The 24,982-nt window shown below is 61.4% G+C and carries 24 protein-coding genes, 3 tRNA genes and 1 pseudogene; 1 reads left to right on the top strand and 27 read right to left on the bottom strand.

From position 1 onward, the window contains the following. Positions 1-16: 16 nt before the first annotated feature. The 27 genes and pseudogenes from nuoH to C6Y62_RS08585 form a co-directional block, all read right to left on the bottom strand. Positions 17-1,084: an NADH-quinone oxidoreductase subunit NuoH gene (gene nuoH, locus C6Y62_RS08715; protein ID WP_068460441.1), complete on the bottom strand. Its 1,068-nt coding sequence runs from the start codon at positions 1,082-1,084 to the stop codon at positions 17-19. A 16-nt stretch (positions 1,085-1,100) separates the two neighbouring features. Further along, entirely contained in the window at positions 1,101-3,218 is a 2,118-nt protein-coding gene (gene nuoG, locus C6Y62_RS08710; protein WP_068460439.1) for an NADH-quinone oxidoreductase subunit NuoG, read from the bottom strand. 21 nt (positions 3,219-3,239) lie between these two features. After that, a complete protein-coding gene (locus C6Y62_RS08705; RefSeq protein ID WP_068460437.1) occupies positions 3,240-3,491 on the bottom strand; it encodes a hypothetical protein in 252 nt (83 codons plus the stop codon). A 10-nt stretch (positions 3,492-3,501) separates the two neighbouring features. After that, positions 3,502-3,837 carry a pentapeptide repeat-containing protein gene (locus tag C6Y62_RS08700; protein ID WP_173953616.1) on the bottom strand — a complete coding sequence of 112 codons (336 nt, stop codon included), beginning with the start codon at positions 3,835-3,837 and terminating at the stop codon, positions 3,502-3,504. Positions 3,838-3,842: 5 nt separating this feature from the next. Beyond that, positions 3,843-5,129 carry an NADH-quinone oxidoreductase subunit NuoF gene (nuoF, locus tag C6Y62_RS08695; protein WP_068460432.1) on the bottom strand — a complete coding sequence of 429 codons (1,287 nt, stop codon included), beginning with the start codon at positions 5,127-5,129 and terminating at the stop codon, positions 3,843-3,845. A gap of 11 nt (positions 5,130-5,140) precedes the next feature. Then, positions 5,141-5,773 carry an NADH-quinone oxidoreductase subunit NuoE gene (gene nuoE, locus C6Y62_RS08690; RefSeq protein ID WP_068460430.1) on the bottom strand — a complete coding sequence of 211 codons (633 nt, stop codon included), beginning with the start codon at positions 5,771-5,773 and terminating at the stop codon, positions 5,141-5,143. Positions 5,774-5,988: 215 nt separating this feature from the next. After that, positions 5,989-6,330: a hypothetical protein gene (locus C6Y62_RS08685; RefSeq protein WP_173953615.1), complete on the bottom strand. Its 342-nt coding sequence runs from the start codon at positions 6,328-6,330 to the stop codon at positions 5,989-5,991. A gap of 368 nt (positions 6,331-6,698) precedes the next feature. Further along, positions 6,699-7,889, bottom strand: a complete 1,191-nt coding sequence (locus C6Y62_RS08680) for an NADH-quinone oxidoreductase subunit D (RefSeq protein ID WP_068459009.1) — start codon at positions 7,887-7,889, stop codon at positions 6,699-6,701. Beyond that, positions 7,882-8,358: a GFA family protein gene (locus C6Y62_RS08675; RefSeq protein ID WP_173953614.1), complete on the bottom strand. Its 477-nt coding sequence runs from the start codon at positions 8,356-8,358 to the stop codon at positions 7,882-7,884. Before C6Y62_RS08675 ends, C6Y62_RS08680 begins: the two co-directional genes overlap by 8 nt. Further along, positions 8,351-8,812: a thioesterase family protein gene (locus C6Y62_RS08670; protein ID WP_068458960.1), complete on the bottom strand. Its 462-nt coding sequence runs from the start codon at positions 8,810-8,812 to the stop codon at positions 8,351-8,353. Before C6Y62_RS08670 ends, C6Y62_RS08675 begins: the two co-directional genes overlap by 8 nt. Next, the gene (locus C6Y62_RS08665; RefSeq protein WP_068458959.1) at positions 8,809-9,240 is read right to left on the bottom strand and encodes a hypothetical protein; all 432 of its coding nucleotides are present in this window, start codon (positions 9,238-9,240) and stop codon (positions 8,809-8,811) included. Before C6Y62_RS08665 ends, C6Y62_RS08670 begins: the two co-directional genes overlap by 4 nt. A 3-nt stretch (positions 9,241-9,243) precedes the next feature. Then, positions 9,244-9,615 carry a hypothetical protein gene (locus tag C6Y62_RS08660; RefSeq protein ID WP_173953613.1) on the bottom strand — a complete coding sequence of 124 codons (372 nt, stop codon included), beginning with the start codon at positions 9,613-9,615 and terminating at the stop codon, positions 9,244-9,246. A 53-nt stretch (positions 9,616-9,668) separates the two neighbouring features. After that, complete coding sequence (locus tag C6Y62_RS08655; RefSeq protein WP_173953612.1) at positions 9,669-10,286, bottom strand: NADH-quinone oxidoreductase subunit C; 618 nt, start codon at positions 10,284-10,286, stop codon at positions 9,669-9,671. Between the two features lie 32 nt (positions 10,287-10,318). Continuing rightward, positions 10,319-10,723 carry a hypothetical protein gene (locus tag C6Y62_RS08650; RefSeq protein ID WP_083509387.1) on the bottom strand — a complete coding sequence of 135 codons (405 nt, stop codon included), beginning with the start codon at positions 10,721-10,723 and terminating at the stop codon, positions 10,319-10,321. Between the two features lie 30 nt (positions 10,724-10,753). Continuing rightward, positions 10,754-11,221 (bottom strand): annotated as a pseudogene (locus C6Y62_RS08645) (NuoB/complex I 20 kDa subunit family protein); the annotation flags it as partial. Positions 11,222-11,334: 113 nt separating this feature from the next. Next, entirely contained in the window at positions 11,335-11,700 is a 366-nt protein-coding gene (locus C6Y62_RS08640) for an NADH-quinone oxidoreductase subunit A (RefSeq protein ID WP_068458954.1), read from the bottom strand. 212 nt (positions 11,701-11,912) lie between these two features. After that, positions 11,913-12,275, bottom strand: a complete 363-nt coding sequence (locus tag C6Y62_RS08635) for a YybH family protein (RefSeq protein WP_173953611.1) — start codon at positions 12,273-12,275, stop codon at positions 11,913-11,915. Positions 12,276-12,404: 129 nt separating this feature from the next. Next, a complete protein-coding gene (gene recQ / locus C6Y62_RS08630; RefSeq protein ID WP_173953610.1) occupies positions 12,405-14,285 on the bottom strand; it encodes a DNA helicase RecQ in 1,881 nt (626 codons plus the stop codon). Positions 14,286-14,672: 387 nt separating this feature from the next. Further along, a tRNA-Asp gene (locus C6Y62_RS08625) sits at positions 14,673-14,749 on the bottom strand. Positions 14,750-15,002: 253 nt separating this feature from the next. Further along, positions 15,003-15,572 (bottom strand): AAA family ATPase, encoded by a 570-nt coding sequence (locus tag C6Y62_RS08620; protein ID WP_173953609.1) that lies wholly within the window; start codon positions 15,570-15,572, stop codon positions 15,003-15,005. A 163-nt stretch (positions 15,573-15,735) separates the two neighbouring features. Then, positions 15,736-15,810: transfer RNA gene (locus C6Y62_RS08615), tRNA-Val, on the bottom strand. A gap of 391 nt (positions 15,811-16,201) precedes the next feature. After that, positions 16,202-16,474, bottom strand: coding sequence for an HU family DNA-binding protein (locus C6Y62_RS08610; RefSeq protein WP_068458951.1), 273 nt, complete (start codon positions 16,472-16,474; stop codon positions 16,202-16,204). A gap of 283 nt (positions 16,475-16,757) precedes the next feature. Next, the gene (lon, locus tag C6Y62_RS08605) at positions 16,758-19,181 is read right to left on the bottom strand and encodes an endopeptidase La (protein ID WP_173953608.1); all 2,424 of its coding nucleotides are present in this window, start codon (positions 19,179-19,181) and stop codon (positions 16,758-16,760) included. Positions 19,182-19,498: 317 nt separating this feature from the next. Beyond that, positions 19,499-20,752 (bottom strand): ATP-dependent Clp protease ATP-binding subunit ClpX, encoded by a 1,254-nt coding sequence (gene clpX / locus C6Y62_RS08600; RefSeq protein WP_068458949.1) that lies wholly within the window; start codon positions 20,750-20,752, stop codon positions 19,499-19,501. Between the two features lie 365 nt (positions 20,753-21,117). After that, positions 21,118-21,768, bottom strand: a complete 651-nt coding sequence (locus tag C6Y62_RS08595; protein ID WP_173953607.1) for an ATP-dependent Clp protease proteolytic subunit — start codon at positions 21,766-21,768, stop codon at positions 21,118-21,120. Between the two features lie 298 nt (positions 21,769-22,066). Next, a complete protein-coding gene (gene tig / locus C6Y62_RS08590; RefSeq protein WP_068458947.1) occupies positions 22,067-23,419 on the bottom strand; it encodes a trigger factor in 1,353 nt (450 codons plus the stop codon). A 61-nt stretch (positions 23,420-23,480) separates the two neighbouring features. Further along, a tRNA-Leu gene (locus tag C6Y62_RS08585) sits at positions 23,481-23,565 on the bottom strand. A gap of 292 nt (positions 23,566-23,857) precedes the next feature. On the opposite strand from C6Y62_RS08585, the gene C6Y62_RS08580 reads away from it, so the two are divergent. Beyond that, positions 23,858-24,898: a cysteine synthase A gene (locus C6Y62_RS08580; RefSeq protein WP_173953606.1), complete on the top strand. Its 1,041-nt coding sequence runs from the start codon at positions 23,858-23,860 to the stop codon at positions 24,896-24,898. The last annotated feature ends 84 nt before the right edge of the window (positions 24,899-24,982 follow it).

Here is a 24,982-nt window from a genome sequence, read left to right as displayed (position 1 = left end):
AATCCTTCCGTGGGCGTCAGGCGACGCGCGCGTACTGCAGAATGCCCGCAACGATCACCACCATGGCCAGCGACAGCGGCAGGAACACTTTCCAGCCCAGGCGCATCAACTGGTCGTAGCGGTAGCGGGGAACCAGCGCCTTCGCCATCGAGATGAGGAAGAAGACAAACACGGTCTTGATCAGGAACCAGAGGATGCCCGGCACCCAGTTGAACGGCGCCACATCAACCGGGGGCAGCCAGCCGCCGAGGAACAGAATGGTCGCCAGCGCGCACATGGCGACGATGGAGACGTATTCGCCCAGCATGAACAGCAGGTAGGGCGTCGATGAATATTCGACCATGAAGCCGGCGACGAGTTCGGACTCAGCCTCGACCAGATCGAACGGCGGCCGGTTCGTCTCCGCCAATGCCGATACGTAGAAAATCACGAACATCGGGAACAGGGCGAGCCAGTACCAGTCCAGCGCCGAAGCGGGCAGGCCGATGCCGGTGCCAACGCCGGTCTTCTGTGCGTTGACGATGTCGGTGAGGTTCAGGGAACCGACGCACAGGATGACGGTGACGATGACGAGGCCGATGGAAACCTCATAGCTCACCATCTGAGCCGCAGAGCGCAGCGAGCCCATGAACGGATACTTCGAGTTCGAAGCCCAGCCGCCCATGATGATGCCGTAAACCGCCAGCGACGACAGCGCGAGCAGATAGAGCACGCCGACGTTCAGGTCGGAGATGACCCACTTGCCAAGCGAGTCCTCGTTGACCGGAATGACCGCCCAGCTCGCCAGCGCGAACATTGCCGTCGCCACCGGCGCCAGCAGGAACACGCCCTTGTTCGCGCCCGCCGGAATAACCGGCTCCTTGAACACGAACTTCAGAAGGTCGGCGAACGACTGCAGCAGGCCGAACGCACCCACGACGTTGGGGCCACGACGCATCTGAACCGCCGCCCAGACCTTGCGATCCATCAGCAGCAGGAACGCAATCAGGACCAGCAACACCACAAGCGTCAGCAGGCTCCAGCCCACCATGATGGCGAGCCAAAGCGCGTAATCCAACCAGAGATCCCAGGAGCTCTCGGCCATTGTTGCTCAGCGCTCCCTACTCGGCAGCCTTGAGGCGATGCGGCGCCTCAAGGGTTTTCTTCAGCGCGCTCATCTCAGCCATCACGGCGGAGGCGCGCGCAATCGGATTGGTCAGATAGAAGTCACGGATCGGCGACGCAAACGCTTCTGCGTCTACCGCACCGTTTTTCTTTGCGAGGGCTTCAATGCCTGCAAGCGGCGCCGGCGCAACCGTGTTGAGGCGAGCCAGCAACGGCGCCGCCTTGTACATCTCACTGCGTAACGCATCGAGCGTGTCGTAAGGCAGCGTCTTGCCGACCTTGGCCGACAACGCACGCAGGATCGCCCAGTCTTCCTTCGCGTCCCCCGGCGGGAATACGCAGCGCACAGCCAGCTGCGCGCGGCCCTCGGTGTTGACGTAAGTGCCACTCTTCTCGGTATAGGCAGCGCCCGGCAGAATGACATCGGCGCGATGCGCACCGCGATCACCGTGGTGGCCCTGATAAACGACGAACGACTTGCCCTTCGCCGGCAGTTCGATCTCGTCGGCGCTCAGCACATACAGCACGTCGAGCTTGCCACTGTTAGCGGCAGCAATCATGCCTGCGGCATCGAGACCGCCCTTCCCCGGCACCAGCCCGAGATCGAGACCGGCGACGCGCGAGGCCGCCGTGTGCAACACGTTGAATGCGTTCCAGTCGCCGACGTCCTTGTCCGCCACCGACGCGGCCGCCAGCTTCGCCGCCTGCGCCAGCAGCGCCTGCCCATCGGCGCGCGCCGCAACGCCGGAACCGACAATGACCATCGGCCGCTGCGCATTCTTCAGCACTTCGGCAAAGGCATGCTTGCCAGCAAGAATATCGCCCAGCGTCTGCGGACCAACGCCCAGATGCTCATAGCCATAGGTGAGCTGCGTAGGCTCGCCGATAACGCCGACGGTCAAACCGCCCTGACGCCAGCGGGTGAGAATGCGCGCATTCAGCACCGCCGCTTCAACACGCGGATTGGCGCCAACCAGCAAAATCGCATCCGCCTGATCGATACCGGCAATCGTGGAATTGAACAGGTACGATGCACGGCCAAGCGAAGGATCGAGCTTCGCGCCGTCCTGGCGGCAATCGATGCTGGCGATGCCGATGCGATCGGCCAGATCCTTCAGCGCGTACATTTCCTCGGCGCTGCAAAGATCGCCAGCTATCACACCGATGCGCTCCGGCACCGTGCTCGACAGCTTGTCAGCCACAACGGCCAGCGCTTCATCCCAGCTTGCCGGGCGCAGCTTGCCATTGGCATCGCGCACATAAGGATGATCGAGCCGCTGCGTGCGCAGGCCATCGCAGGCATAGCGCGTCTTGTCGGTGATCCATTCCTCGTTCACGTCGTCGTTGTTGCGCGGCAGAACGCGCATCACCGAAGGACCGCGGGAGTCGACGCGGATGGCCGAACCCAGCGCATCCATCACGTCGAACGATTCCGTCTTTTCCATCTCCCACGGCCGCGCAATGTACGACCACGGACGGTGCGTCAGCGCGCCAACGGGGCAAAGATCGTTCACGTTGCCGGACAATTCCGACAGGATGCCACGGTCAAGATAGGTCGTGATCTCCATGTCCTCGCCGCGGCTGATGGCGCCGAGCTCTTCAACGCCCGCCACTTCGGTCATGAAGCGGACGCAGCGGGTGCAATGGATGCACCGGTTCATGAAGGTCTTGATCAGCGGGCCGATGTATTTCTCTTCAACCGCGCGTTTGTTCTCGCCGAAACGCGAGCCGCCGCAGCCGAAGGCCATCGCCTGATCCTGCAGATCGCACTCGCCGCCCTGATCACAGATCGGGCAATCGAGCGGATGATTGATAAGCAGGAACTCCATCACGCCTTCGCGTGCGGCCTTCACCAGCGGACTGGCCGTCAGCACACTGCGCGGCGCGCCGTCCTTGTTCGGCGGCAGATCCGTTACGCCCATCGCGCATGACGCGATCGGCTTCGGAATGCCTTCCACTTCGACAAGGCACATGCGGCAGTTGCCGGCAATCGACAGACGCTCGTGATAGCAGAAGCGCGGAATTTCGGCCCCGGCCATTTCGCAGGCCTGCAGGATCGTGGTCCCCGGCTCTACCTCGATCAACTTGCCGTCGATGAAGATTGGCTTCGTCATAGTTCTGATCCGATCAGCACGTCATCGCGTTGCGATGGCAAGCAGCAGAAGCCCGCCGATGAACAGCACCAGCGACATCCAACCCTTTGCATAGGGAGATACAGATTCATTGGCGACCCGCTGTGCATACCAAACACCACCCAGATATCCTGCTATCGCGCCCAACACTGCTCCACCCCACCCCCAGGAGAGAAAGAGCAGCGCGCCCGCCAGTACCGCTCCGACAACAGCCGGAAGCGAGAACGAGGCTATGAGCAGCGCCAGCAGGTCCACGTGCAACCCTTCATTTAACTTCCGGTCCGGCAACAGCCTCGCCTACCGGCTTGGCTTTCTCTGCCCACACCCTCAAAAGATCGCCGACTTCGATACCGTCAATTGTCATGCCGTTCATCTGGCACCCGTGCAGCGAAGCACCCGCAAGGTTGGCATCCTCGATCCGCAACCCGGAGAGGTTCACATTGCGCACGCGCCAGCCGGACATGTTGATGTCGTGAAACGTTCCGCCCGACATGTTGACGTTTTCGTAGGTCGCGCCTGACAGGTTCACGTCGTCGAAACGCGAACCGGACAGATCGCTGACGGTAACGTCGAGCCGATGCTTCTCGCGGTGTATCTTCATACGAGTTACTCCGCCGCTTCCTTCACCGCCCCGTGACGCGCATCGATGCGCTCTTCAATCACGTGGCGATAGTTGCGGATGAGCCCCTGCACCGGCCATGCCGCAGCATCGCCAAGCGCACAGATGGTGTGACCTTCAACCTGCTTCGTCACCGCGAACAGCAGATCGATCTCGCGTTTCTCAGCTTCGCCGCGCCGCATGCGTTCCAGCACGCGCCACATCCAGCCCGTGCCCTCACGGCACGGCGTGCACTGGCCGCAGCTCTCGTGCTTGTAGAAATACGCGATGCGCGCGATGGCCTTGATGATGTCGGTGGACTTGTCCATCACGATGATGGCCGCCGTGCCGAGGCCAGACTTCAGCTTCACAAGCGCGTCGAAATCCATCGTCAGGTCGTTGCACTGGTGTGCCGGGATCATCGGCATCGACGACCCGCCCGGGATCACCGCCAGCAGGTTGTCCCAACCACCGCGCACGCCGCCGCAATGCATGTCGATGAGATCACGCAGCGGAATGCCCATTTCCTCCTCCACGACGCACGGCTTGTTCACGTGGCCGGAAATCTGGAACAGCTTGGTGCCGGTGTTGTTGGGCAGACCGAGCGAGGCAAACCACGCGCCGCCACGGCGCAGGATGTCCGGCACCACGGCGATGCTCTCAACGTTGTTCACCGTTGTCGGCGCGCCATAGAGACCGACGTTGGCGGGGAACGGCGGCTTGAGGCGAGGCATGCCCTTCTTGCCCTCAATCGACTCGATGAGGGCCGTTTCCTCGCCGCAGATGTAAGCGCCAGCGCCGTGATGCACGACGATGTCGAAATCCCAGCCGTGGATGTTGTTCTTGCCGATCAGCCTGGCGTCATAGGCTTCATCGACAGCTGCCTGCAGACGCTCACGCTCGCGGATGAACTCGCCGCGCAGGTAGATGAAGCACGTGTGCGCCTTCATCGCCGAAGAGGCCAACAACGCGCCCTCGATCAGCAGGTGCGGATCATTGCGCATGATCTCGCGGTCCTTGCACGAACCGGGCTCGGATTCATCGCCGTTGATAACGAGATAGGACGGGCGCGGATCGTTTTTCGGCATGAACGACCACTTGAGGCCGGTCGGGAAGCCGGCGCCGCCGCGACCGCGCAAACCCGACGTCTTCATCTCGCCGATGATCCAGTCGGGCCCGTTGTCGATCAGAGCCTTGGTTCCATCCCACGCACCGCGCGCACGGGCACCGGCAAGCCGCCAGTCATGGAAGCCATAGAGATTACGAAAGATGCGGTCCTTGTCCTGCAGTTGCATTGCAGTCGTCCTCACACCTTTTCCGCGTCGCGTTTTGTAGGCCCGTCAACGTCGAGAAGCGTTATGCGGACACCCTCAGGCGCCGAACACTGACGGCCGATTTGCGAGCCGGGCTTAACCGGCGCACCGGTATCCAGATCGTGCAGCAGCTTCTCAAACAGCTGCGGATCGAGATCCTCGAACACGTCCTTGCCGATCTGTACGACAGGCGCGTTCGCGCAGCAGCCGAGACATTCAACTTCTTCCCAGGAAAACTGGCCATCGGCCGACAGTTCGTGGGGGTGTTCCGCGATCCGCTCCTTGCAGATTTCAATCAAGGCTTCGGAGCCGCGCAGCATGCATGGCGTCGTGCCGCAAACCTGCAAATGGGCCTTCTTGCCCACCGGAGCAAGCTGGAACATCGTGTAGAACGTGGCGACTTCCAGCACGCGGATGTAGGCCATGCCCAGCATCTCAGCGATGGCACGGAGGGCGGGCTCTGTGGTCCAGCCTTCCTGCTCCTGCGCGCGCCACAGCAATGCGATCACCGCCGAGGCTTCTTTGCCCTGCGGATATTTGGCGATTTCGCGCTTCGCCCAGGCTTCGTTTTCAGGTGTGAAAGCAAAGCTGAGCGGTTGTTCCGGATATAGACGACGAACAGCCAAGGATGGCACCTCTCGGAAGCTCGGCAAAACCCTGCGATTGGAGGGACCGCACCTGCTCGGATGAGTGAGGTTCGGCGCCGCTGGGTGTGACGCTGATTGACGCAGCGCACAATCACATGTTCACTACGTCTAACGGCGACGTCTTGCAAGCAACATAGAACTATTGCAAGCAACGAGTTCGCAAGATGTTGATGGGCATCAACTGCGGCGCAGCGCTATGCCGCAATAAGGCGGGTCGCAAGCAGGATTATCGCTGCACCGGGGGCCAGCAGCAGCGCCGATTGCGCCCCGACCCGCAAAAAACCCAGCCAGAACACCGCCAAGGCCGCACCGAACAGCGCGATAACCACGCCGCCGCCAGCGATGCCGCGCGACAGTGCAAAACCACCACCGACAGCGATACAAAGCAGCGCGAGGATTGTCGTAAATGCCGGCAGATGCCGCTGGGCTGTGCCCGATGGCCAGCGGAGATCACGTGCTGCGGAGCGATAAAACGCCAGCGCCAGCCCCCATCCAAGGGCCCCAACGGCCAGAAAAAATGGCAGATCCGCAACCATTGACGCCCCCGGCTCCCTAATACGCACCAGTCTGGGGGACTGGGGGGCCGACGGTCAATGGTTCACCGGGAGAGAGCCACCAGGCGCAGTGCCGATCGGCTCACAACGGCCTGGACAGGCTCTCTCCAACGGAAAAGGCCCGCCAGGCGCCCGGTTTACGGATGGCACCAAGCAGGCCCTGAATTTCCACAGATTTTGAGCGTGGGCCTCGCGGCGTAATCGCGGTTCTTCAAATCGCGATGCCGCTCTCGCCCTTTGATCGACCGATGATTCACGCTCCGGACTTATAGGGTCCGAAGCGATCGCGGGAAGTTTCTCAAGACCGATGATTCACGCTCCGGACTGATGGGGTCCGAAGCGATCATGGTCTAGCGATCAATCTCTCCGAACACGATGTCCAGCGAGCCCAGGATGGCCGAAACGTCGGCCAGCATGTGACCGCGGTTCATGTAATCCATCGCCTGCAGGTGCGGGAAGCCGGGCGCGCGGATCTTGCAGCGGTAAGGCTTGTTGGAGCCGTCGGCCACCAGATAAACGCCGAATTCGCCCTTGGGCGCCTCGACACAGGCATAGACCTCGCCCGCCGGCACATGGAAGCCCTCGGTGTAGAGCTTGAAGTGATGGATCAGCGCTTCCATCGAGCGCTTCATCTCCGCCCGGCGTGGCGGGACGACCTTGCGATCGGCGGCGGCCACAGGCCCCTGCCCGTCCGGCGCCCGTAGCTTATCGCAGCACTGCTGCATGATTTTCAGCGATTCCCGCATCTCCTGCATGCGCACGAGATAACGATCATAGCAGTCGCCGTTCTTGCCGATCGGGATGTCGAAATCGAGTTCGGAATAGCACTCGTAGGGCTGCGCGCGGCGCAGATCCCATGCCGCGCCCGAGCCGCGCACCATCACGCCCGAGAAGCCCAGATCGAAGCATTCCTTCAGGCTCACAACACCGATATCGACGTTGCGCTGCTTGAAGATACGGTTGTCGGTCAGCAGCGTTTCAATATCGTCGAGCACCTTGGGATGCGTCGTGCAGAACTCGGCGATGTCGTCGATCAGTTCCGGCGGCAGATCCTGATGCACACCGCCGACACGGAAATACTTCGCGTGCATGCGGCTGCCCGAGGCGCGCTCATAGAACACCATCAGCTTTTCGCGCTCTTCGAAGCCCCACAGCGGCGGGGTCAGCGCGCCAACGTCCATCGCCTGCGTGGTCACGTTAAGCAGATGCGACAGCAGGCGGCCGATTTCCGAATACAGCACGCGGATCAATTGCGCCCGGCGCGGCACTTCCAGCCCCAGCAGCTTTTCCGCCGCCATGCAAAACGCATGCTCCTGGTTCATCGGCGCCACGTAGTCGAGGCGGTCGAAGTAGCCGATCGCTTGCGTGTAATTTTTGTGTTCGATCAGCTTCTCGGTGCCACGGTGCAGCAAGCCAATGTGCGGATCGACACGCTCCACCACCTCGCCGTCGAGCTCCAGCACAAGGCGGAGCACGCCGTGCGCGGCCGGATGCTGCGGACCGAAGTTGATGTTGAATTGGCGGATATCTGTCTCAGACATTGCTTCCATGCTCCGTCGCACCGCCGGAAAAAGCCGCAACCACTTCGGCGCCGGTCATCTTCGGTGTGTCGTTGGCGAAATCGTAATAGGCGGGCTTTTCGTCGATGAAAATCTGTAGCGTCAGCGCCAGCGCGCTCTTGTCCTCAAGTGCGCCGGCATTGAGCGCGTAGTGATCTGTGCCAGCCATATGCCAGAACAGCGACGTGCCGCAAACCTTACAGAACGCCCGCTCGCCCCATTCCGATGACCGGTAAAGACTGACGCTATCAGCACCCTCGATCGCAAGCTCACCGGCAAATTCAACCGTCAGAAACGGCCCTGCGGTCCAGCGCTGGCACATATCGCAATGGCAGATGGCAACCTCGCGCTTGGGCAGGCGTGCAGCGAACGTCACCGCTCCGCACAGACAGCGTCCGCGCACATCAACACCCGTTGCCGCATCGCTCGCCGGAGAGACGGTTTCAGCCATTTGGCTCTCCCGTACCATGCAGAATGGATTCAGCGCGCGCCTGCCGCGCCTTGTCATTCACGCGCGCAACGAAACGCGTCCACGTGATGACCATACGCTCGTGCCGTCCTTCGCCTATCACATCGATGCCATCGTGCGCCCGCACGCTGAAGCCGATGCGACGCCCATTCACCGAGGTGCATTCCGCATCCACCGTAACCGTCTGGCCCGGCACCGTCGCTGCTGTGTGCGACACATCGATGTGCACACCGAGGCTGCCTTCGCCCTCATCCAGATGCGGTTCAAGCACCTTCAGGCACGCCCATTCCATCAGCCCGACCATGAAGCCGGTTGCGAACACCGTCGGCATTTCGCGGAATTCAGCAGCTTCCGGGTAAAGGTGCGGCACCGTTTTTTCCGCTGGCACGCGGAACGAGAAACGCACCTTGTCGCCGGGCTTCAGGGTATCCTTCATGGCGCCTCGCTCCCATCGGCTGAACCGAGCTGGCCGGTGGCCACATATCCGATACTGACGTTATAGAAGCTCAGCACGGATTCACCAGTCGCTAGGCCCTCGCGAAGCTGCTTGGTCACCTTGGCGAACGGAAACACCATGTCACCATTGGCAAAGCGCACACCCAGTCCGATCTGAGGCTCCTCGTCCCACGTCGCGTCCGGTACCGCGGCGATAATCGCCTCGCCCAGATAGCAGCCGAGCACGTTCACCAGCCCCTCGCTGGTATCACCCTGCAGCACCTCGCGCTGGCGCTCGATGAAGCCCTCCACCCATGCCACCGAGCCTTCATTGAAGCCGAAAGCAACGCCCGCAAGCTCGCCCATCTCCTCGATAGCGAACGCGGCGTTTGACCGGATCATTTGCTGGCGCTCAGCGTCGATACCCATGGCCTAGCCCTGTCGATCCAGACGTCGGTGCAGCCAGCCGCCGGCCAGTGCAGCCACCACGCATGCAAGCCCGACGATGGCGAACACGGCGAGATGGTCCGGCACGATCAGCGGCTGTTCATTGATGAACGCCAGCCCGACCGACCACGCCAGTTGCGCACCGATGACAATCAGGCCCCAGCGCCAAGCATTGCGTGGAAATCCAAGCCCCAGTGTGAACGCGGCGAAGAGCATGATGGGAAGTCCAATCCACCAATACGTCCACGATGCCCAGAGCGTCGGCCCCTCGCCCAGCAGGCGCATCAGATCCCAGGCCAGCACGCCTGCAACGGAGGCGATTGCAACCGGAACCACCGTCGGTGCAATTCGAAGCATGCCATCACCCGCGACCACTATCCGCGTTTGCCTTTCAGCGCATCGCGACCCGATCAGGCGCGACCCACCGGGGGCGTTGCCTTCTCGTCGCCGGGCAGCACCGAGCGGGTGCCTTCCCATGGCGATTCAAAATCGAACGAACGGAATTCCTGCGCCAACTCAACGGGCTCATAAACGACGCGCTTCTGCTCCTCGTCGTAGCGCACCTCAACATAACCGGTGAGCGGAAAGTCCTTGCGCAGCGGATAGCCCTGAAAACCGTAATCGGTGAGCAGGCGACGCAGATCCGGGTGACCGGAAAACAGGATGCCGTACATGTCGTAGGCTTCGCGCTCGAACCAGTTCGAGGCCGGATACACACCCACCGCACTCGCGACCGGCGTTGTCTCATCCGTCCGCAGCTTGACGCGGATGCGGCTGTTATGGCGCGGCGACAGCAGATGATAAACGACATCAAAGCGCTGCTCGCGGGCGGGCCAGTCTACGCCGCAGATGTCGATCAGGATCTCGAACAGGCAGTCCGCGTCATCGCGCAGGAATGTCAGCACATCGAGGATTTTTTCGCGCGCAACATCCAGCGTCAGCTCACCGTAGCTAATGCGCGATTCAACCACCGCATCGCCCAGCGCGCCATTGCAGTGGGTTTCGAGTTGCTGAAGCTTTTCGCTCATCGCTGCTGCTTTCACTTTCTAACGTCGCGGGATCAGGGCTTTTCAGCCGTACGCTTCAGATCGGAACAACCGGCAGTGGCCTCTGGACCGGATTCGATGTAGCAGGCCGCGATGTGGTTCGGGCTGAGAATACGCCCTTGCACCTGGCCTTTGCTTATCGTTGCAACCCATGCGAACGAAACGTTGTCCGGGAAGATGATGCCGAAGATTTCCTTGTGGCCACCGGCATAGTCAAAATGACCGCGAAACCGCCGATCGGTTTGCTCGGTGATGTGCACCGTGCGCGGGCTCGATTTCAGTTTGAAGCCATCGGCAACCGTTTCATTGGTACCGCCCCAGACGCCAACGAGATTGGGAATGTCCTCTGCGGAGGCCTTCATACCCGGAGCAACCAGCACCAAAACGAACAGTCCGACAACGGCAGTAAAATTCCGCATGGTCATCTTGCTCCCGCCTATCCCGCGCCGTTACCGCTCGATCGTTCCGGTGCGACGGATTTTGCGTTGTAGCAACAGGATGCCATAGACCAGCGCTTCGGCGGTCGGCGGGCAACCCGGCACGTAGACATCAACCGGCACGATGCGATCGCACCCACGCACAACCGCGTAGGAATAATGGTAATAGCCGCCGCCATTGGCGCAGCTGCCCATCGAGATCACATACCGCGGCTCGGGCATCTGATCGTAAACCTTGCGCAGCGCCGGGGCCATCTTGTTGGTCAGTGTGCCGGCCACGATCATCACGTCGGACTGACGCGGCGAAGCGCGCGGCGCAAAGCCAAACCGCTCCACGTCATAACGCGGCATCGACGCCTGCATCATTTCGACGGCGCAACAGGCCAGACCGAACGTCATCCACATCAGCGAGCCAGTGCGCGCCCAGTTGATGAGGTCGTCGGCGGTGGTGACCAGGAAGCCCTTGTCGGCCAGCTTGGAGGAAATCTGCGTGAAGCCCTCCTCGCCCGGCTTCACCAGCATGCCACCGGACTCAAGCGGATTGCCTGAAGAGGTGACCAGCCCGGACCGCGACTGCGGACGCTCTGCGGTAATCAATCCCATTCGAGCGCTCCCTTGCGCCACTCATAGATGAAGCCGATCGTCAGCACGGCCAGGAAAATCATCATCGACCAGAAGCCGAACAGCCCGATGTCACCGAACGCGACGGCCCACGGAAACAGGAACGCCACTTCCAGATCGAAGATGATGAAGAGAATGGCGACCAGATAGAACCGAACGTCGAACTTCATGCGCGCGTCGTCGAAGGCGTTGAAGCCGCATTCGTAGGCCGAGACCTTTTCCGGATCGGGGTTGTTCACCGCAATCAGGAACGGCGCCACCATCAGAGCGAGCGCGATGAACAGCGCGACGCCGATGAAAACCGCGATGGGCAGGTAATCGTAGAAAAGCTGATCCATGGACGTGCCTTAGATAGACGTGCCTACCGGGAGGCCTCGCCTTGGCGCATATCCGCTGGGGAAACACACCGCAGGCCGATCTGCGCCAGCATAGTCAAGGTGGTGCGGCGCAAAATTTAGAATGTTCGTAACTCAGGCCCGTGACGGGCGCAACCCGAACAGCAGCGGCCCACCGAAAAGGTGGACCGCTTTTGTTTCAAACTTGATCTGGATCAATTCCAGGTGTGCAGCAGGACGCGCCAGCCGTCGCCATCGCGCTCCAGCACATTCACCCAGTTGCCGCCGTATTGCGCCGTGGCACCGCCCTCTCCGGGGCCGGAAAGCGCCCACTTGCCGCTGGCAATCGCGATCGGGCCCTTCTCCGTGACAGTCTCAACCGTGATCCGGTGGTCTTTGAAGCCATTGGCGATGAGGTCGGCAAAGAACTTGCCAATCGCTTCCGGGCCGGCAACCGGCGCGCCACCAGCTGGAATCACGCGGGCGTCGGCGGCGTAGAGCTTCGCCAGCTCCGCCGCGTCGCCACCGTTGAAGGTTGCGTCCCAGCGTTCAGCTCCGGCGGCAATGCTGCTCGTCATCTCAATTCCCTATGTTGGTTGTGATTGTTGGTTGCAACTGTTGGTTAGACCGGACATGTGGCGTCTATCCGCCCAGCATGCAAATCTGACGACATGATCTGCAGGCGCACCGGTACATGGCCCGAACGCCTATGTGCTGGCCGCCCGGGCCGGATGCTTGCCGATTACCGCCAGGAAGTTGGCCCCGTAGCGTCTGATCTTGCTGCTGCCAAGACCGGTGATGTCAGCCAGACCGGCGTCATCCGTGGGCCGGAACAGCGCCAGCTCCGCTAACGTCACGTCGGAACAAATGAGATACGGCGGCAGCTTGTTCCGCACGGCGAGATCGCGGCGCAGATTGCGCAGATCTTCAAACAACGCCCGGTCAGCATCATTCACCAGCTCGGCGCTGCGGTTGGCGCGTTTGGGTTTGGCCTTCTGCCGCGTTTCCTTCGACGGCAAGCGGACAGCGAACTTCTCCTCGCCGCGCAACAATGGCCGCGCCTGCTCGGTGAGCTGTAGCGAACCATAGCCCTCGTCATCGCCCGCGAGATATCCCGATGCCGTCAACTGCCGGAACACGCCCTTCCACGTTGTTTCGTCGGTATCTTGACCGATGCCAAACACCGGCAGCTTGTCGTGCTCGGCGCGCTCGATGCGCTCGTTGCTGCGGCCCATAAGAACGTCGATGATGTACGACGCGCCGAACCGCTGACCGGTGCGATACGCCGCCGACAGCGCCTTCTGCGCCAGCACGGTGCCATCGGTGGTTTCCGGCGGCTCTAGGCAGTTGTCGCAGTTTCCGCACGGCTGCGACTGGCGCTCGCCAAAGTAGGACAGCAACGCCTGCCGTCGACAACTCGGCAGCTCGCACAGCCCAATCAACGCAGCCAGCTTCTGGCGCTGAACCTGCTTGTAGGCATCCGAGCCTTCGCCCTGCGTAATCCATTGCCGAAGCTGGATGAGGTCCTGAATGCCGTAGGCGAGCCACGCGTTCGCCGGCTCTCCGTCACGTCCGGCGCGGCCGGTTTCCTGATAGTAGGCCTCGATCGACTTCGGCAGATTGAGATGCGCGACGAAGCGCACATCCGGCTTGTCGATGCCCATGCCGAACGCAATGGTGGCCACAACAATGATGCCGCTCTCCTTGCGGAAGCGCTCCAGCACGTCGCGGCGTACATCGGCATCGAGACCAGCATGATAAGCAAGTGCGGTGCGGCCCTTACCACGCAACCAGGCTGCGGTTTCATCGACCGACTTGCGCGACAGGCAATAAACAATCCCTGCGTCTTCGGCGTGCTCGGCGTCGATGAAGCGCCACAGCCGCTCACGCGCGCCCATCGAAGCCATGTTCGAGATGGTGTAGCGGATGTTCGGCCGATCGAAACTGGCGATGAAGCGGCGCGCATTCTCCAGCCGCAGCTCGGTGACGATTTCCTCGCGCGTGCGCTCGTCGGCGGTTGCCGTAAGCGCGATGCGCGGCACGTTCGGGAAACGCTCGGCCAGCAGCTTGAGCTGACGGTATTCCGGCCGGAAGTCATGCCCCCATTGCGAAACGCAGTGCGCTTCGTCGATAGCAAACAACGCCAGTGTCGTGTCTGACAACAGGTTAAGCGTGCGCTCCTGCAGCAAGCGCTCGGGCGAAACGTAGAGGATATCGAGCGCGCCGATGGCGATACGGCGCTCAAGCTCCACCTGCTCGCGATAATCCAGCGTGGAATTGAGGAACGCCGCGTCGACGCCAGCCTGCGTCAGCGCTTCAACCTGATCCTGCATCAGGGCGATGAGAGGTGAAACAACGATGCCGATGCCGGGGCGTACAAGCGACGGCACTTGATAGCACAGCGATTTGCCGCCACCCGTCGGCATCAGCGCGAGGGCGTCGTTACCCGCGATCACGGCTTCGATGATGCCGGCCTGCTGCGAACGGAACTGACGATAGCCGAACACATCCGCCAGCACATGCTGCGCGCGTTCCATCGGGCTGGGCGGTTCAACGCTGCTACGCGCTGAGGCGGCGGTGCGGGCCATCTCGAAAGCCTGTGCTGACAACTCATCAGGTCGGTACCCCGATTCGCAGCCGCAAAGCCCTCCGCCGCCAATCATGTCCAGACAAAACTAGCCCCGGCGCGCCGATGGGCGCAGAGGCATGCGCGATTGTCTCGAACCATCGCCTAATTCTTGCGGAGCCAGCAACTGCTGCCGTGGTGCCCTCTCAGGCATGCGGATCGAATCGGAGCGTCGTTTGGATGACGAACCTGTAGACCGCGCGCGGCCGCAACCTCGTGGGTGCGCGGATCGAACCGCGCCGTTCAGCATGTAGGTGGAGAGACTGTGGTGGAGGGTTCCTGGAACGCATGACAGCGCGGGCCGACGGAGTGCCGAGCCTTATCGTGATGCGCTATATCATTGAGATAGTGGCGCGAGAGACGGGACTTGAACCCGCGGCCTCCGGCGTGACAGGCCGGCGCTCTAACCAACTGAGCTACTCCCGCAGTCAAAAATGCGCGCCTCGAAGGGGCGCGCTGACCACGGGTGATCAATTACGTGGCTCGCCTATGGAAGTCAAGCAGGCCTGTGATGGCTGTGAAGAAAAATTCTGTTCAGCCAATCCCGGGCGCCCGGTTCGCTGCGGAATTCGAAACCTCAAAACGCGATTTTACGGCGCAATATCTCAGCTCGTAGACAAAGCAGCGCCGGACCGCGGTGAGCCGATGCGCCAATCTGCCATAGTTCCGACACCGCCCCTCAATGCCCATCGCTACGACGCAGCCAGTTGCCAATCCCGGCCAGAACCATGGCAACACGGGAATCGACCGTCCCGCGCGGCAATGGAATCAATTCGTAGCCTAACCGGCGATAGACAGCGCAGATCGCATCGTGGGTCGCGACCGCTTCATCGAACGACTGCGAGCGCTCCGCATCGTGCGTGAATATCTCGGCCCAGGGCGGCGCCACAAACACGCGGCGGCCATAACGACACATGCGTGCAGCGCCCTCGAAATGCTTCGGCACGGGCATGCCATTCAGTTCGAGATAGCCGATGCTGTCGGGAATCCCCCGATCGTAAAACGTGAGACGGTTCCCGGCCGCGCCATCACGGTATGAGCGCAGATCCCAGGACAGCATCAATTCTGCAAACAACCGCCGATCCGCCCACGGCAGCGCATCGCCGCCAATTGCACCTTGCGCCTGAATGATCGCCCGCCCGGCTTCCGGCATTACTGCAGCACCTCGCCGGGCCAGCGCCGCGACCAGCGTGCTCTTGCCTGCGCCCGGACCACCGGTGATGACGATCCGGCGTTCACTGTTGCCCATCGCAACGTGCTCCGCGTTCTGATTATTGAGATGGGATGATGTACGGCGGCAGCACGTCGCGCTGATGGTCAAGATCGCGCATATCCACGCGTGCCGCGAACGGCCGATCAAGTGACCGACAACCGCGCTATCCCGTCGTCGTCAGAAAATATCGCAAGGGAAATGGTGGGCGATGAGAGGGTCGAACTCCCGACATCCTCGGTGTAAACGAGGCGCTCTACCACTGAGCTAATCGCCCTTAGGTGCTTCCGGAAAAGCGGCAACCGCTTTTCGATACCAGCACGTTCTAAGTACCGGACACATACCCGGCGTCGGCGCGGGCCGCAAGGGTCTCGATCACCTGCGCCGGACTTTCCATCATAGCACTGATGCCGCAGGTTGGCCCAAGTCACGCAGATCCGGGCCAGAAGCCGTCGAGATCGAGCGGAAGGCCGGCGTAATCGCACCCGCAAGGCACCACTGCAGTATTGGGAGCGGACGCCCGCTCAGCCGCCAGCAGCGCGCTGCACGTGCCAAAACGCAGCCCTGTGCTGATGCACAGACGAAGCAGCCTATGCGCAAAACGAAAACGCGCCGCAGGCTGCCCCGCGACGCGTTTTAAAACCGTTCGGCTTCCGCCGCAGACGCGCTTAGTTCAACGCATCCTTCAGGCCCTTCGCCGGCGTGAACTTAGGCACGCGCGAAGCCGGAATGTTGATCGTCTCGCCCGTCGCCGGATTGCGGCCCTCGCGTGCCTTGCGGTCAGCAACCTTGAAGGTGCCGAAATCAGGAATGCGAACTTCACTGCCGCCCTTCATTGCAGCCCGGATGTGCGCGATCACCGCGTCGACAACTTCGGTCGCCTTGTCCTTGGTCAGCTCGGCATCCTTGGCGACAGCGTCGATCAAATCTTTCTTACTCATCTGGTTCCGTCCTTCATGTTCGGAATTTGCGACTTGGGGGGCATGGGCGAAGCGATGGGGCGCCCGCGCGTGTTGCTTAAAGCCGCAACAGTGGGGTCAGAGAAGCGCCCAATACAAAGCCGCGTCAAGTGGGAAAAGGCGCCAATTTTCCCGAAAAACATGGGGAAATGCGCGCTCTGACCTGCACATGACGCCAATGAAAAACCCCGCGCCGAAGCGCGGGGCTCTTTAGTTGTGCATCACACCGTCGGCGAGCGACGGGATGTGTGCAATTGCGCAGATATCAATGTGCAGTGACGCGCGAGGCGGCAGCGCCTTCTTCGGCCTTCACCGCAGCAGCTTCCGCCGCTTCGTCCCACACAAGACGCTCCGGCAGCCTGACGAGTGCCGTCTTCAGAACCTCGTCGACGCGAGCCACCGGCACGATGTCGATCTTGTTTTTGATCTCGTCCGGAATCTCGCTGAGGTCCTTAACGTTCTCTTCAGGGATAATGACGGTTTTGATGCCACCGCGCAGAGCAGCCAGCATCTTCTCCTTCAATCCGCCGATCGGAAGCACGCGGCCACGCAGCGTGATTTCGCCGGTCATGGCGACATCCTTGCGCACCGGAATACCCGTCAGCACCGAGATGATGGTCGTAGCCATCGCGACACCGGCCGAGGGACCATCCTTCGGCGTCGCGCCTTCCGGCACGTGCACGTGGATGTCCTTCTTCTCGAACAGCGAAGGATGGATGCCGAAATCAACCGACCGCGAACGCACGTAGGCATTCGCCGCCTGAATGCTTTCCTTCATCACGTCGCGCAAGTTGCCAGTAACCGACATCTTGCCCTTGCCGGGCATCATCACGCCTTCGATCGTCAGCAACTCGCCGCCAACTTCCGTCCACGCAAGACCGGTCACGATGCCGACCTGATCCTCAAGCTCGGCCTCGCCGTAGCGATACTTCGGCACACCGAGATAGTTTTCGAGGTTCTCAGCCGTAACGTGCACAGTCTTGTTTTCGGTGGTGATGATTTCCTTCACCGCCTTACGTGCGAGCTTTGCAACTTCACGCTCAAGCGAGCGCACGCCCGCCTCACGGGTGTAGCGACGGACGAGCTGCAGCATTGCATCATCGCCAACCGTCCACTCGGCAACTTCGAGACCATGCGCCTGACGCTGCCCCGGAATGAGGTGGCGCTTGGCGATTTCGATCTTCTCGTCCTCGGTGTAACCGGCAAGACGGATGATCTCCATACGGTCCATCAGGGCCGGCGGAATGTTCAGCGTGTTGGCCGTCGTCACGAACATCACGTTCGACAGGTCGTAATCGACCTCGAGGTAATGGTCATTGAACGAACCGTTCTGCTCCGGATCCAGCACCTCCAGCAACGCCGCTGCCGGGTCACCGCGGAAGTCCTGTCCCATCTTGTCGATCTCGTCCAAGAGGAACAGCGGATTGGTGCGCTTCGCCTTGCGCATCGACTGGATGACCTTGCCGGGCATCGAGCCGATGTACGTGCGACGGTGTCCACGGATCTCCGCTTCGTCGCGCACGCCGCCAAGGCTCATACGCACGAACTCGCGTCCGGTCGCATTCGCGATCGACTTGCCGAGCGAGGTCTTACCTACGCCGGGCGGTCCGACGAGGCACAGGATCGGCCCCTTCAGCTTGTTGGTGCGCGCCTGCACGGCGAGATACTCAAGGATGCGCTCCTTGACCTTGTCGAGGCCATAGTGCTCCGCGTCGAGAACGTTCTGCGCCTCGTCGAGATCCTTCTTGACCTTGCCCTTGACGCCCCACGGGATCGACAGCAGCCAATCGAGGTAGTTGCGCACGACAGTGGCTTCCGCCGACATCGGGCTCATCTGCTTGAGCTTCTTCAGCTCAGCCAGGGCCTTGTCGCGGGCTTCCTTCGAAAGCTTGGTGTTCTCGATCTTCTCTTCGAACTCGGCGATGTCATCGCGCTCGTCGCTATCGCCGAGCTCCTTCTGGATCGCCTTCATCTGCTCGTTGAGATAGTACTCGCGCTGCGTCTTCTCCATCTGGCGCTTCACGCGCGAACGGATCTTGCGCTCCACCTGCAGCACGGAGATCTCGCTCTCCATCAGGGTGTAGACGCGCTCCAGACGCTCCGAGATCGTTGCCGTCTCGAGGATTTCCTGCTTGTCGGCAATCTTGATCGCAAGGTGCGAGGCGATCGTGTCGGCCAGCTTCGAGTAGTCCTCGATCTGCGCGACGTTGCCGAGAACCTCAGGAGAGATCTTCTTGTTGAGCTTCACATAGCTCTCGAACTGCGTCACAGCCGAACGGGCCAGCGCCTCGATCTCTTCCTTGGCACCGACAGCCTCGTCAACCGGCTCAACCTCGGCTTCGAAGTAGTTGGCGTTCTCGGTGTAGTTGATGATGCGCGCACGCGAGGTGCCCTCGACCAGCACCTTCACGGTGCCGTCCGGCAGCTTCAGCAGCTGCAGCACCGATGCCAACGTACCAACCGGATAGATGGCATCAGTCGCCGGATCGTCATCGCCAGCGTTCTTCTGCGCGGCAAGCAGGATGTGCTTGTCGGAACGCATCACCTCTTCGAGCGCGTTGATGGACTTATCGCGTCCAACGAACAGCGGCACGATCATGTAGGGGAACACGACGATGTCGCGCAACGGAAGGACAGGGTAAAGGCCCTTACCTGCGGTCTTTTCTTCGGTGTTGGTGTCGTCGCCCATTTCGCTACCTATCTGGCCGCCTGCTCCTGCGCCGAGTGCTGTCGGAGAAATTGCAGTTTCCCCTCACCTTCTCGACGCTCGATCCGGACATCTGGCACGCATGCCCGGGCACTTTTGAGGCGGACGCCGCACGAGCCTGTGAAAACTCACCGCCTTCGACATCTCACAACAATCCGAAGGCGGCACGCTAAGAAAAATGGGTGCCTGCCGCCTCTGGATCAAGGGCTATCCGCGCGGACAAGACCGCGACGGCGCCGTATCGTCCGGGAAAACTCCACCATCCCACGGGCGGAGCGGCTCAAGCATCAGTGCTCCGATCACGAAGCGCTTGAACCCTTCTCGTCGGCCCGCTCCGAGTAGATCCGAAGCGGCCGCGCACTGCCTTCAACCACTTCCGGCCCGATGACGATCTCTTCCACGCCCTTCATCGAGGGCAGATCGTACATCGTGTCGAGCAGGATGCCTTCCATGATAGAGCGCAGGCCACGGGCACCGGTCTTGCGCTCAATAGCCTTGCGGGCCACCGACTTCAGCGCATCGTTGGTGATCGACAGCTTCACGTCTTCCATCTCGAACAGGCGTTGATACTGCTTCACGAGCGCGTTCTTGGGCTCGGACAGAATCTCAACCAGCGCATCCTCGGAGAGGTCTTCCAGCGTGGCGATGACCGGCAGACGTCCGATGAATTCGGGGATGAGACCGAACTTCAGCAGATCTTCCGGCTCAACTTCGCGCAGGATCTCGCCCATACGGCGTTCTTCTGCGTCGTTCACCGTCGCGCCGAAACCGATCGAGGTACCCTTGCCACGACGCGAGATGATCTTGTCGAGGCCGGCAAAGGCGCCACCGCAGATGAACAGGATGTTGGTCGTGTCGACCTGCAGGAATTCCTGCTGCGGGTGCTTGCGGCCGCCCTGCGGAGGCACGGAGGCAACGGTGCCTTCCATGATCTTCAGCAGTGCCTGCTGCACGCCCTCGCCCGACACGTCGCGGGTGATCGACGGGTTGTCGGACTTGCGGGAAATCTTGTCGACCTCGTCGATATAGACGATGCCGCGCTGCGCACGCTCGACGTTGTAATCGGCGGCCTGCAGCAGCTTCAGAATGATGTTCTCGACATCCTCGCCGACATAGCCCGCCTCGGTCAGAGTCGTGGCATCGGCCATCGTGAACGGAACATCCAGCATCCGCGCCAGCGACTGGGCCAGCAGCGTCTTACCGCAGCCGGTCGGGCCGACCAGCAGGATGTTCGACTTCGCGAGTTCGACGTCGTTGTTTTTCGAAGCGTGGTTCAGGCGCTTGTAGTGATTGTGCACGGCCACCGAGAGCACGCGCTTGGCGTGATACTGACCGATCACGTACGAATCCAGAACCGCGCAAATCTCTTGCGGAGTGGGCACGCCGTCGCGCGACTTCACCAGGGTGTTCTTGTTCTCTTCCCGGATGATGTCCATGCACAGCTCAACGCATTCATCGCAGATGAACACAGTCGGGCCGGCAATGAGCTTGCGCACCTCATGCTGGCTCTTGCCGCAAAACGAGCAATAGAGAGTGTTTTTCTCTTGAGCCATCTCGGTTGTCTTACCTCTCCTCGGGTCGCTCGAGCGCTGGATCAGCCGGCGCCCGCCTTGGAAGATTCCTGTCTCGTCCCACCTGAGGAAGCGGTACCCGAGTCCATTACATTGATCTCAGCACGCTAGCGTTCCGTAGATCAAGATTGGATTAACGGATAATGGTCCCGATTACCCCGCAGCGACGCGATTGCCACAGATTTATGGCGACGTTTGATGGCAAGCCTGGGGCTACCGCGGCGCACCATCTCAACCCCTTGGTCTGCCCCCTTGGGAGGGGACAGATGGGTAGCATGGCTGCCCTTGCCAAGCGGGGCAAGTGCGGCAATGGCACCGCAGCCCGCTGACCTGCCGGCAGATCTGGTTTAGCTGGCGCTCTTGGGCTCTTCGGCCGCAGTCTCGGCAGCCGCCCGTTCAGTCAGCACCTTGTCGATGATGCCAAATTCCTGAGCCTGCTCGGCCGTCATGAAGTAATCGCGGTCCAGCGTACGCTCGATCATCTCGTAAGGCTGGCCGGTATGCTTCACGTAGACCTCGTTCAGCCGGCGCTTCATCTTGATAATGTCCTCGGCGTGGCGCTCGATATCCGAGGCCTGACCGGAAAAGCCGCCTGAAGGCTGGTGAACCATGATGCGAGCGTTGGGCAGCGCAAAACGCATACCTGCTGCGCCCGCAGAGAGGAGCAGCGAACCCATCGACGCAGCCTGACCGATGCAGAGCGTGGAAACCTGCGGACGGATGAACTGCATCGTGTCGTAGATCGCCATGCCCGCCGTGACGACACCGCCCGGCGAGTTGATATACATGGAGATTTCCTTCTTCGGATTGTCCGCTTCAAGGAACAGGAGCTGCATGCAGATCGATGCAGCCATGTGGTCCTCGATCGGGCCGGTCACGAAGATGATGCGCTCCTTGAGCAGACGCGAGGGCAGATCGTAGCCGCGCTCGCCGCGGTTCGTCTGCTCAACCACCATCGGCCAGAAGGTGTTCGTGATTGTGCTGACCGGATCGCGCATGGCCCATTTCCTTTGTTGAATTCGGGGAGGTGGCGGACGAATCACGCCGACCTTGCAGTGTCTTTCTTGGGCAGTGCCGCCCGCCCGCGCAAGCCCCAAGGGGCGCGACCTCAGGCGGCAAACTGCAAAAGGATCACGCATCCGGGGGAGAATGCTGACGCCTTAATGGAGAGCCCCGCGGCTCTCCATCGCTGTTCTGTAAGGGCAAAGCGCGCAGGCAAAACCCGCCGTTCGCCTTCCTTAGCTGAGGCCTTGCAACTGAGCCCGACCCAGTGAGCCTGGCTCAATCGCGACCAGCTTAGCTGTCGAGTTCGTCGAGCTTGGCGAACAGCTCCTGGCGGGGGATCTTCCGCTCAATGGGCTTCGCCTTATCAACGATGAAATCGACCACCTTTTCCTCGAAGATCGGCGCGCGCAGCTCAGCCAGCGCACCCGGGGTCTTCTCGTAGTATTCGTAGACCTGCTTTTCCTGGCCGGGGAAGCGACGGGCCTGCTCCATCAGCGCACGACGCATTTCGTCCTGCGTGATCTTGAGCTCGTTCTTCTCAGCGATCTCGCCGATCACCAGCCCAAGACGCACCCGGCGCTCAGCAAGCTTGCGATATTCGGCGCGAGCCTCTTCCTCGGTCTTGCCTTCGTCAGCCAGCGTCTTGCCCGAACGCTTGAGGTTCTCCTCAAGCTGGCCCCAGATGCCGTTGAACTCGGCCTCAACCAGCGACGGCGGCAGTTCGAAGTCGTGGCGCTCTTCAAGCTGATCCAGCAGATCGCGCTTCAGCTTCTGACGCGACACGCCGGCATATTCGTTGCCGATCCGCTCGCGCAGATATTCCTTGAGCTGATCGAGGCTTTCAGCGCCCAGCGACTTGGCGAATTCTTCATCGACTTCCGGACGTACCGGCGCGCCGATTTCCTTCACCTTCACCGAGAAGATGGCTTCCTTGCCGGCCAGTTCGGCAACCGGATAGTCGGCCGGGAACGTCGCGGTGATGTCCTTCTCGTCGCCAGCCTTCACACCCGTCAGACCCTCTTCGAAGCCCGGGATGAAGTTGCCACGACCCAGCACGATCACGGCATCTTCCGTGGTGCCGCCGTCGAAAGCTTCGCCGTCGATCTTGCCAACAAAATCAGCCGTTACCTGATCGCCCGTCGAGGAAACGCGGCCCTCTTCGGTGGTGAAGGTTACGCTGCGGTCGACCAGTTCGCTGACGGCCTTATCGATGGACTCTTCGTCAACATCGGCCACGAACTTTTCGAGCTTCAGATCCTCGAAGTTCGTCAGCGGGATCGGCGGCAGAACTTCAAAGCTCATCGAATACGACAGATCGGCCTGGCCGGAGAGCACGCGCTCGATCTCGGCCTCATCCTCCGGCAGCTTCAGGTCGGGCTGCATGGCGGGGCGCATCTTCTTGTCGGCCAGCGCCTGATTGGAGCTGTCGCGAACAGCCTCCTGCACAACCTCAGCCATGACCGAGCGGCCATACATCTGCTTCAGGTGAGCGACAGGAACCTTACCCTTGCGGAAGCCCTTGAGCTGCACCCGATCCTTCATCTGCTCCAGGCGATCGTCAAAACGCTTGGTGATCTCGCCTGCCGGCACAACAACCTGCAGAGTCCGCTTCAGACCCTCGCTGCTGGTTTCGGTAATCTGCATTTTTCTCCAACCTGCTCGTATCAGCCGACGGGGGCCGCTTGAATTCCTGCTGCCGGGAGCGTGGTGCGGGCGGAGGGACTCGAACCCCCACGCCTTGCGGCACTGGAACCTAAATCCAGCGCGTCTACCAATTCCGCCACGCCCGCGCGTCGCCCCCGCCTTCAGGCTCGGCGCAAGGCCGGACCTCTCGCCAGAAGCGAGTTTCTGGGCTGTCGGGATCGATCGGCCGCATGTATATCTGGCGCGCGCTGCAAAAGGCAACGCCCTTTCAGGGGTGATTTGAGGTGCCGCAGCAAAAGAATGGTAAATGGGGTAATGACAGCAACCGCCACCGATGGCGGCGAGCCATGCGCCGCGCCCTGCCCCGCCCTATCCCACCGGTTGCGGCGTTCTGATCCTGCCGATAGGGTTGAAGCCTATCCTTAACGGAGCCCCCCGTTGCAACCTGCCTCAGATGTGGTCGCTGCCGTCGGCCATACCCCTCTTATTCGCCTGCGCCGCGCCTCCGAGGTCACTGGCTGCACCATTCTGGGCAAAGCCGAGTTCATGAACCCCGGCGCCTCCGTCAAGGATCGCGCCGCGCTCGGCATCCTCTCAGATGCGATGAACAGCGGACGCCTGCGACCTGGCGGCACAGTGGTGGAAGGCACCGCCGGCAACACCGGCATCGGGCTGGCTGTGCTCGGCAACGCTCTCGGCCTCAGGACGGTGATCGTCATCCCTGTCACCCAGTCGCAGGAGAAAAAGGACGCGCTGCGGATGCTGGGGGCTCAGGTTGTAGAGGTTCCGGCTGTGCCCTACCGCGACCCGAACAACTACGTGAGGTATTCCGAGCGCCTTGCTGAGGCCCTTGCCGCCACCGAGCCCAAAGGCGCCATCTGGGCCAACCAGTTCGATAACGTCGCCAACCGCGATATCCACCGCGACACGACTGCGGCTGAAATCTGGGACGGCACCGATGGCAAGGTTGATGGCTTCGTCGCCGCTGTCGGCTCGGGCGGTACACTCGGCGGGGTTGCACTGGGGCTGAAAGCCAAAAGCGCCAACGTGCGCATTGCCCTGGCCGACCCGCACGGCTCCGCGCTCTACTCCTATTACACCACCGGCGAACTGAAGGCCGAGGGCTCCTCCATCACCGAAGGCATCGGCCAGGGCCGCATCACCCGCAACCTGGAAGGCGCCCCAATCGACACCGCCTATCGCATCTCCGACGCCGAAGCGCTCGACGTCCTCTTTGCTTTGACGAAGGAGGAAGGGTTGTGCCTCGGCGGCTCCAGCGGCATCAATGTCGCTGGAGCCATCCGCCTGGCGAAAGATCTGGGGCCCGGTCACACTATCGTGACGATGCTGTGCGACAGCGGCACCCGTTACATGTCGCGGCTGTTCAATCCGGCGTTCCTGCAAGAAAAGGCTCTGCCGGTGCCCGGTTGGCTGATGCACGATAACGGAATGCTTCCCGATGTTACGGCCAGCGGCTAGCGAACGCAGCCTAAAGCGCAGCTTGCATCCTTGCCGGTTCTGTCGCTTTTCCCTATGTCGCTAGCTGGCGCCGTCACCGAACGG

The organism is Hyphomicrobium sulfonivorans (assembly GCF_013306565.1).
Taxonomy (GTDB): domain Bacteria; phylum Pseudomonadota; class Alphaproteobacteria; order Rhizobiales; family Hyphomicrobiaceae; genus Hyphomicrobium_A; species Hyphomicrobium_A sulfonivorans.
Note: the sequence above shows the minus strand (reverse complement) of the source record. Positions and strands in the feature narration are given on the sequence as shown.

What these genes read in the sequence shown, in the direction of transcription:
- C6Y62_RS08655 (WP_173953612.1), bottom strand. Translation starts at nt 10,286, where the DNA reads ATGAGCGAAAAGCTTCAGCAACTCGAAACCCACTGCAATGGCGCGCTG.
- lon (WP_173953608.1), bottom strand. Translation starts at nt 19,181, where the DNA reads ATGGGCGACGACACCAACACCGAAGAAAAGACCGCAGGTAAGGGCCTT.
- C6Y62_RS08660 (WP_173953613.1), bottom strand. Translation starts at nt 9,615, where the DNA reads ATGCTTCGAATTGCACCGACGGTGGTTCCGGTTGCAATCGCCTCCGTT.
- C6Y62_RS08665 (WP_068458959.1), bottom strand. Translation starts at nt 9,240, where the DNA reads ATGGGTATCGACGCTGAGCGCCAGCAAATGATCCGGTCAAACGCCGCG.
- recQ (WP_173953610.1), bottom strand. Translation starts at nt 14,285, where the DNA reads ATGGCCCGCACCGCCGCCTCAGCGCGTAGCAGCGTTGAACCGCCCAGC.
- C6Y62_RS08700 (WP_173953616.1), bottom strand. Translation starts at nt 3,837, where the DNA reads ATGAAGATACACCGCGAGAAGCATCGGCTCGACGTTACCGTCAGCGAT.
- tig (WP_068458947.1), bottom strand. Translation starts at nt 23,419, where the DNA reads ATGCAGATTACCGAAACCAGCAGCGAGGGTCTGAAGCGGACTCTGCAG.
- C6Y62_RS08650 (WP_083509387.1), bottom strand. Translation starts at nt 10,723, where the DNA reads ATGCGGAATTTTACTGCCGTTGTCGGACTGTTCGTTTTGGTGCTGGTT.
- nuoF (WP_068460432.1), bottom strand. Translation starts at nt 5,129, where the DNA reads ATGCAACTGCAGGACAAGGACCGCATCTTTCGTAATCTCTATGGCTTC.
- C6Y62_RS08635 (WP_173953611.1), bottom strand. Translation starts at nt 12,275, where the DNA reads ATGACGAGCAGCATTGCCGCCGGAGCTGAACGCTGGGACGCAACCTTC.
- C6Y62_RS08670 (WP_068458960.1), bottom strand. Translation starts at nt 8,812, where the DNA reads ATGAAGGATACCCTGAAGCCCGGCGACAAGGTGCGTTTCTCGTTCCGC.
- C6Y62_RS08640 (WP_068458954.1), bottom strand. Translation starts at nt 11,700, where the DNA reads ATGGATCAGCTTTTCTACGATTACCTGCCCATCGCGGTTTTCATCGGC.
- C6Y62_RS08595 (WP_173953607.1), bottom strand. Translation starts at nt 21,768, where the DNA reads ATGCGCGATCCGGTCAGCACAATCACGAACACCTTCTGGCCGATGGTG.
- nuoG (WP_068460439.1), bottom strand. Translation starts at nt 3,218, where the DNA reads ATGACGAAGCCAATCTTCATCGACGGCAAGTTGATCGAGGTAGAGCCG.
- C6Y62_RS08685 (WP_173953615.1), bottom strand. Translation starts at nt 6,330, where the DNA reads ATGGTTGCGGATCTGCCATTTTTTCTGGCCGTTGGGGCCCTTGGATGG.
- nuoH (WP_068460441.1), bottom strand. Translation starts at nt 1,084, where the DNA reads ATGGCCGAGAGCTCCTGGGATCTCTGGTTGGATTACGCGCTTTGGCTC.
- C6Y62_RS08610 (WP_068458951.1), bottom strand. Translation starts at nt 16,474, where the DNA reads ATGAGTAAGAAAGATTTGATCGACGCTGTCGCCAAGGATGCCGAGCTG.
- C6Y62_RS08675 (WP_173953614.1), bottom strand. Translation starts at nt 8,358, where the DNA reads ATGGCTGAAACCGTCTCTCCGGCGAGCGATGCGGCAACGGGTGTTGAT.
- C6Y62_RS08620 (WP_173953609.1), bottom strand. Translation starts at nt 15,572, where the DNA reads ATGGGCAACAGTGAACGCCGGATCGTCATCACCGGTGGTCCGGGCGCA.
- C6Y62_RS08680 (WP_068459009.1), bottom strand. Translation starts at nt 7,889, where the DNA reads ATGTCTGAGACAGATATCCGCCAATTCAACATCAACTTCGGTCCGCAG.
- clpX (WP_068458949.1), bottom strand. Translation starts at nt 20,752, where the DNA reads ATGGCTCAAGAGAAAAACACTCTCTATTGCTCGTTTTGCGGCAAGAGC.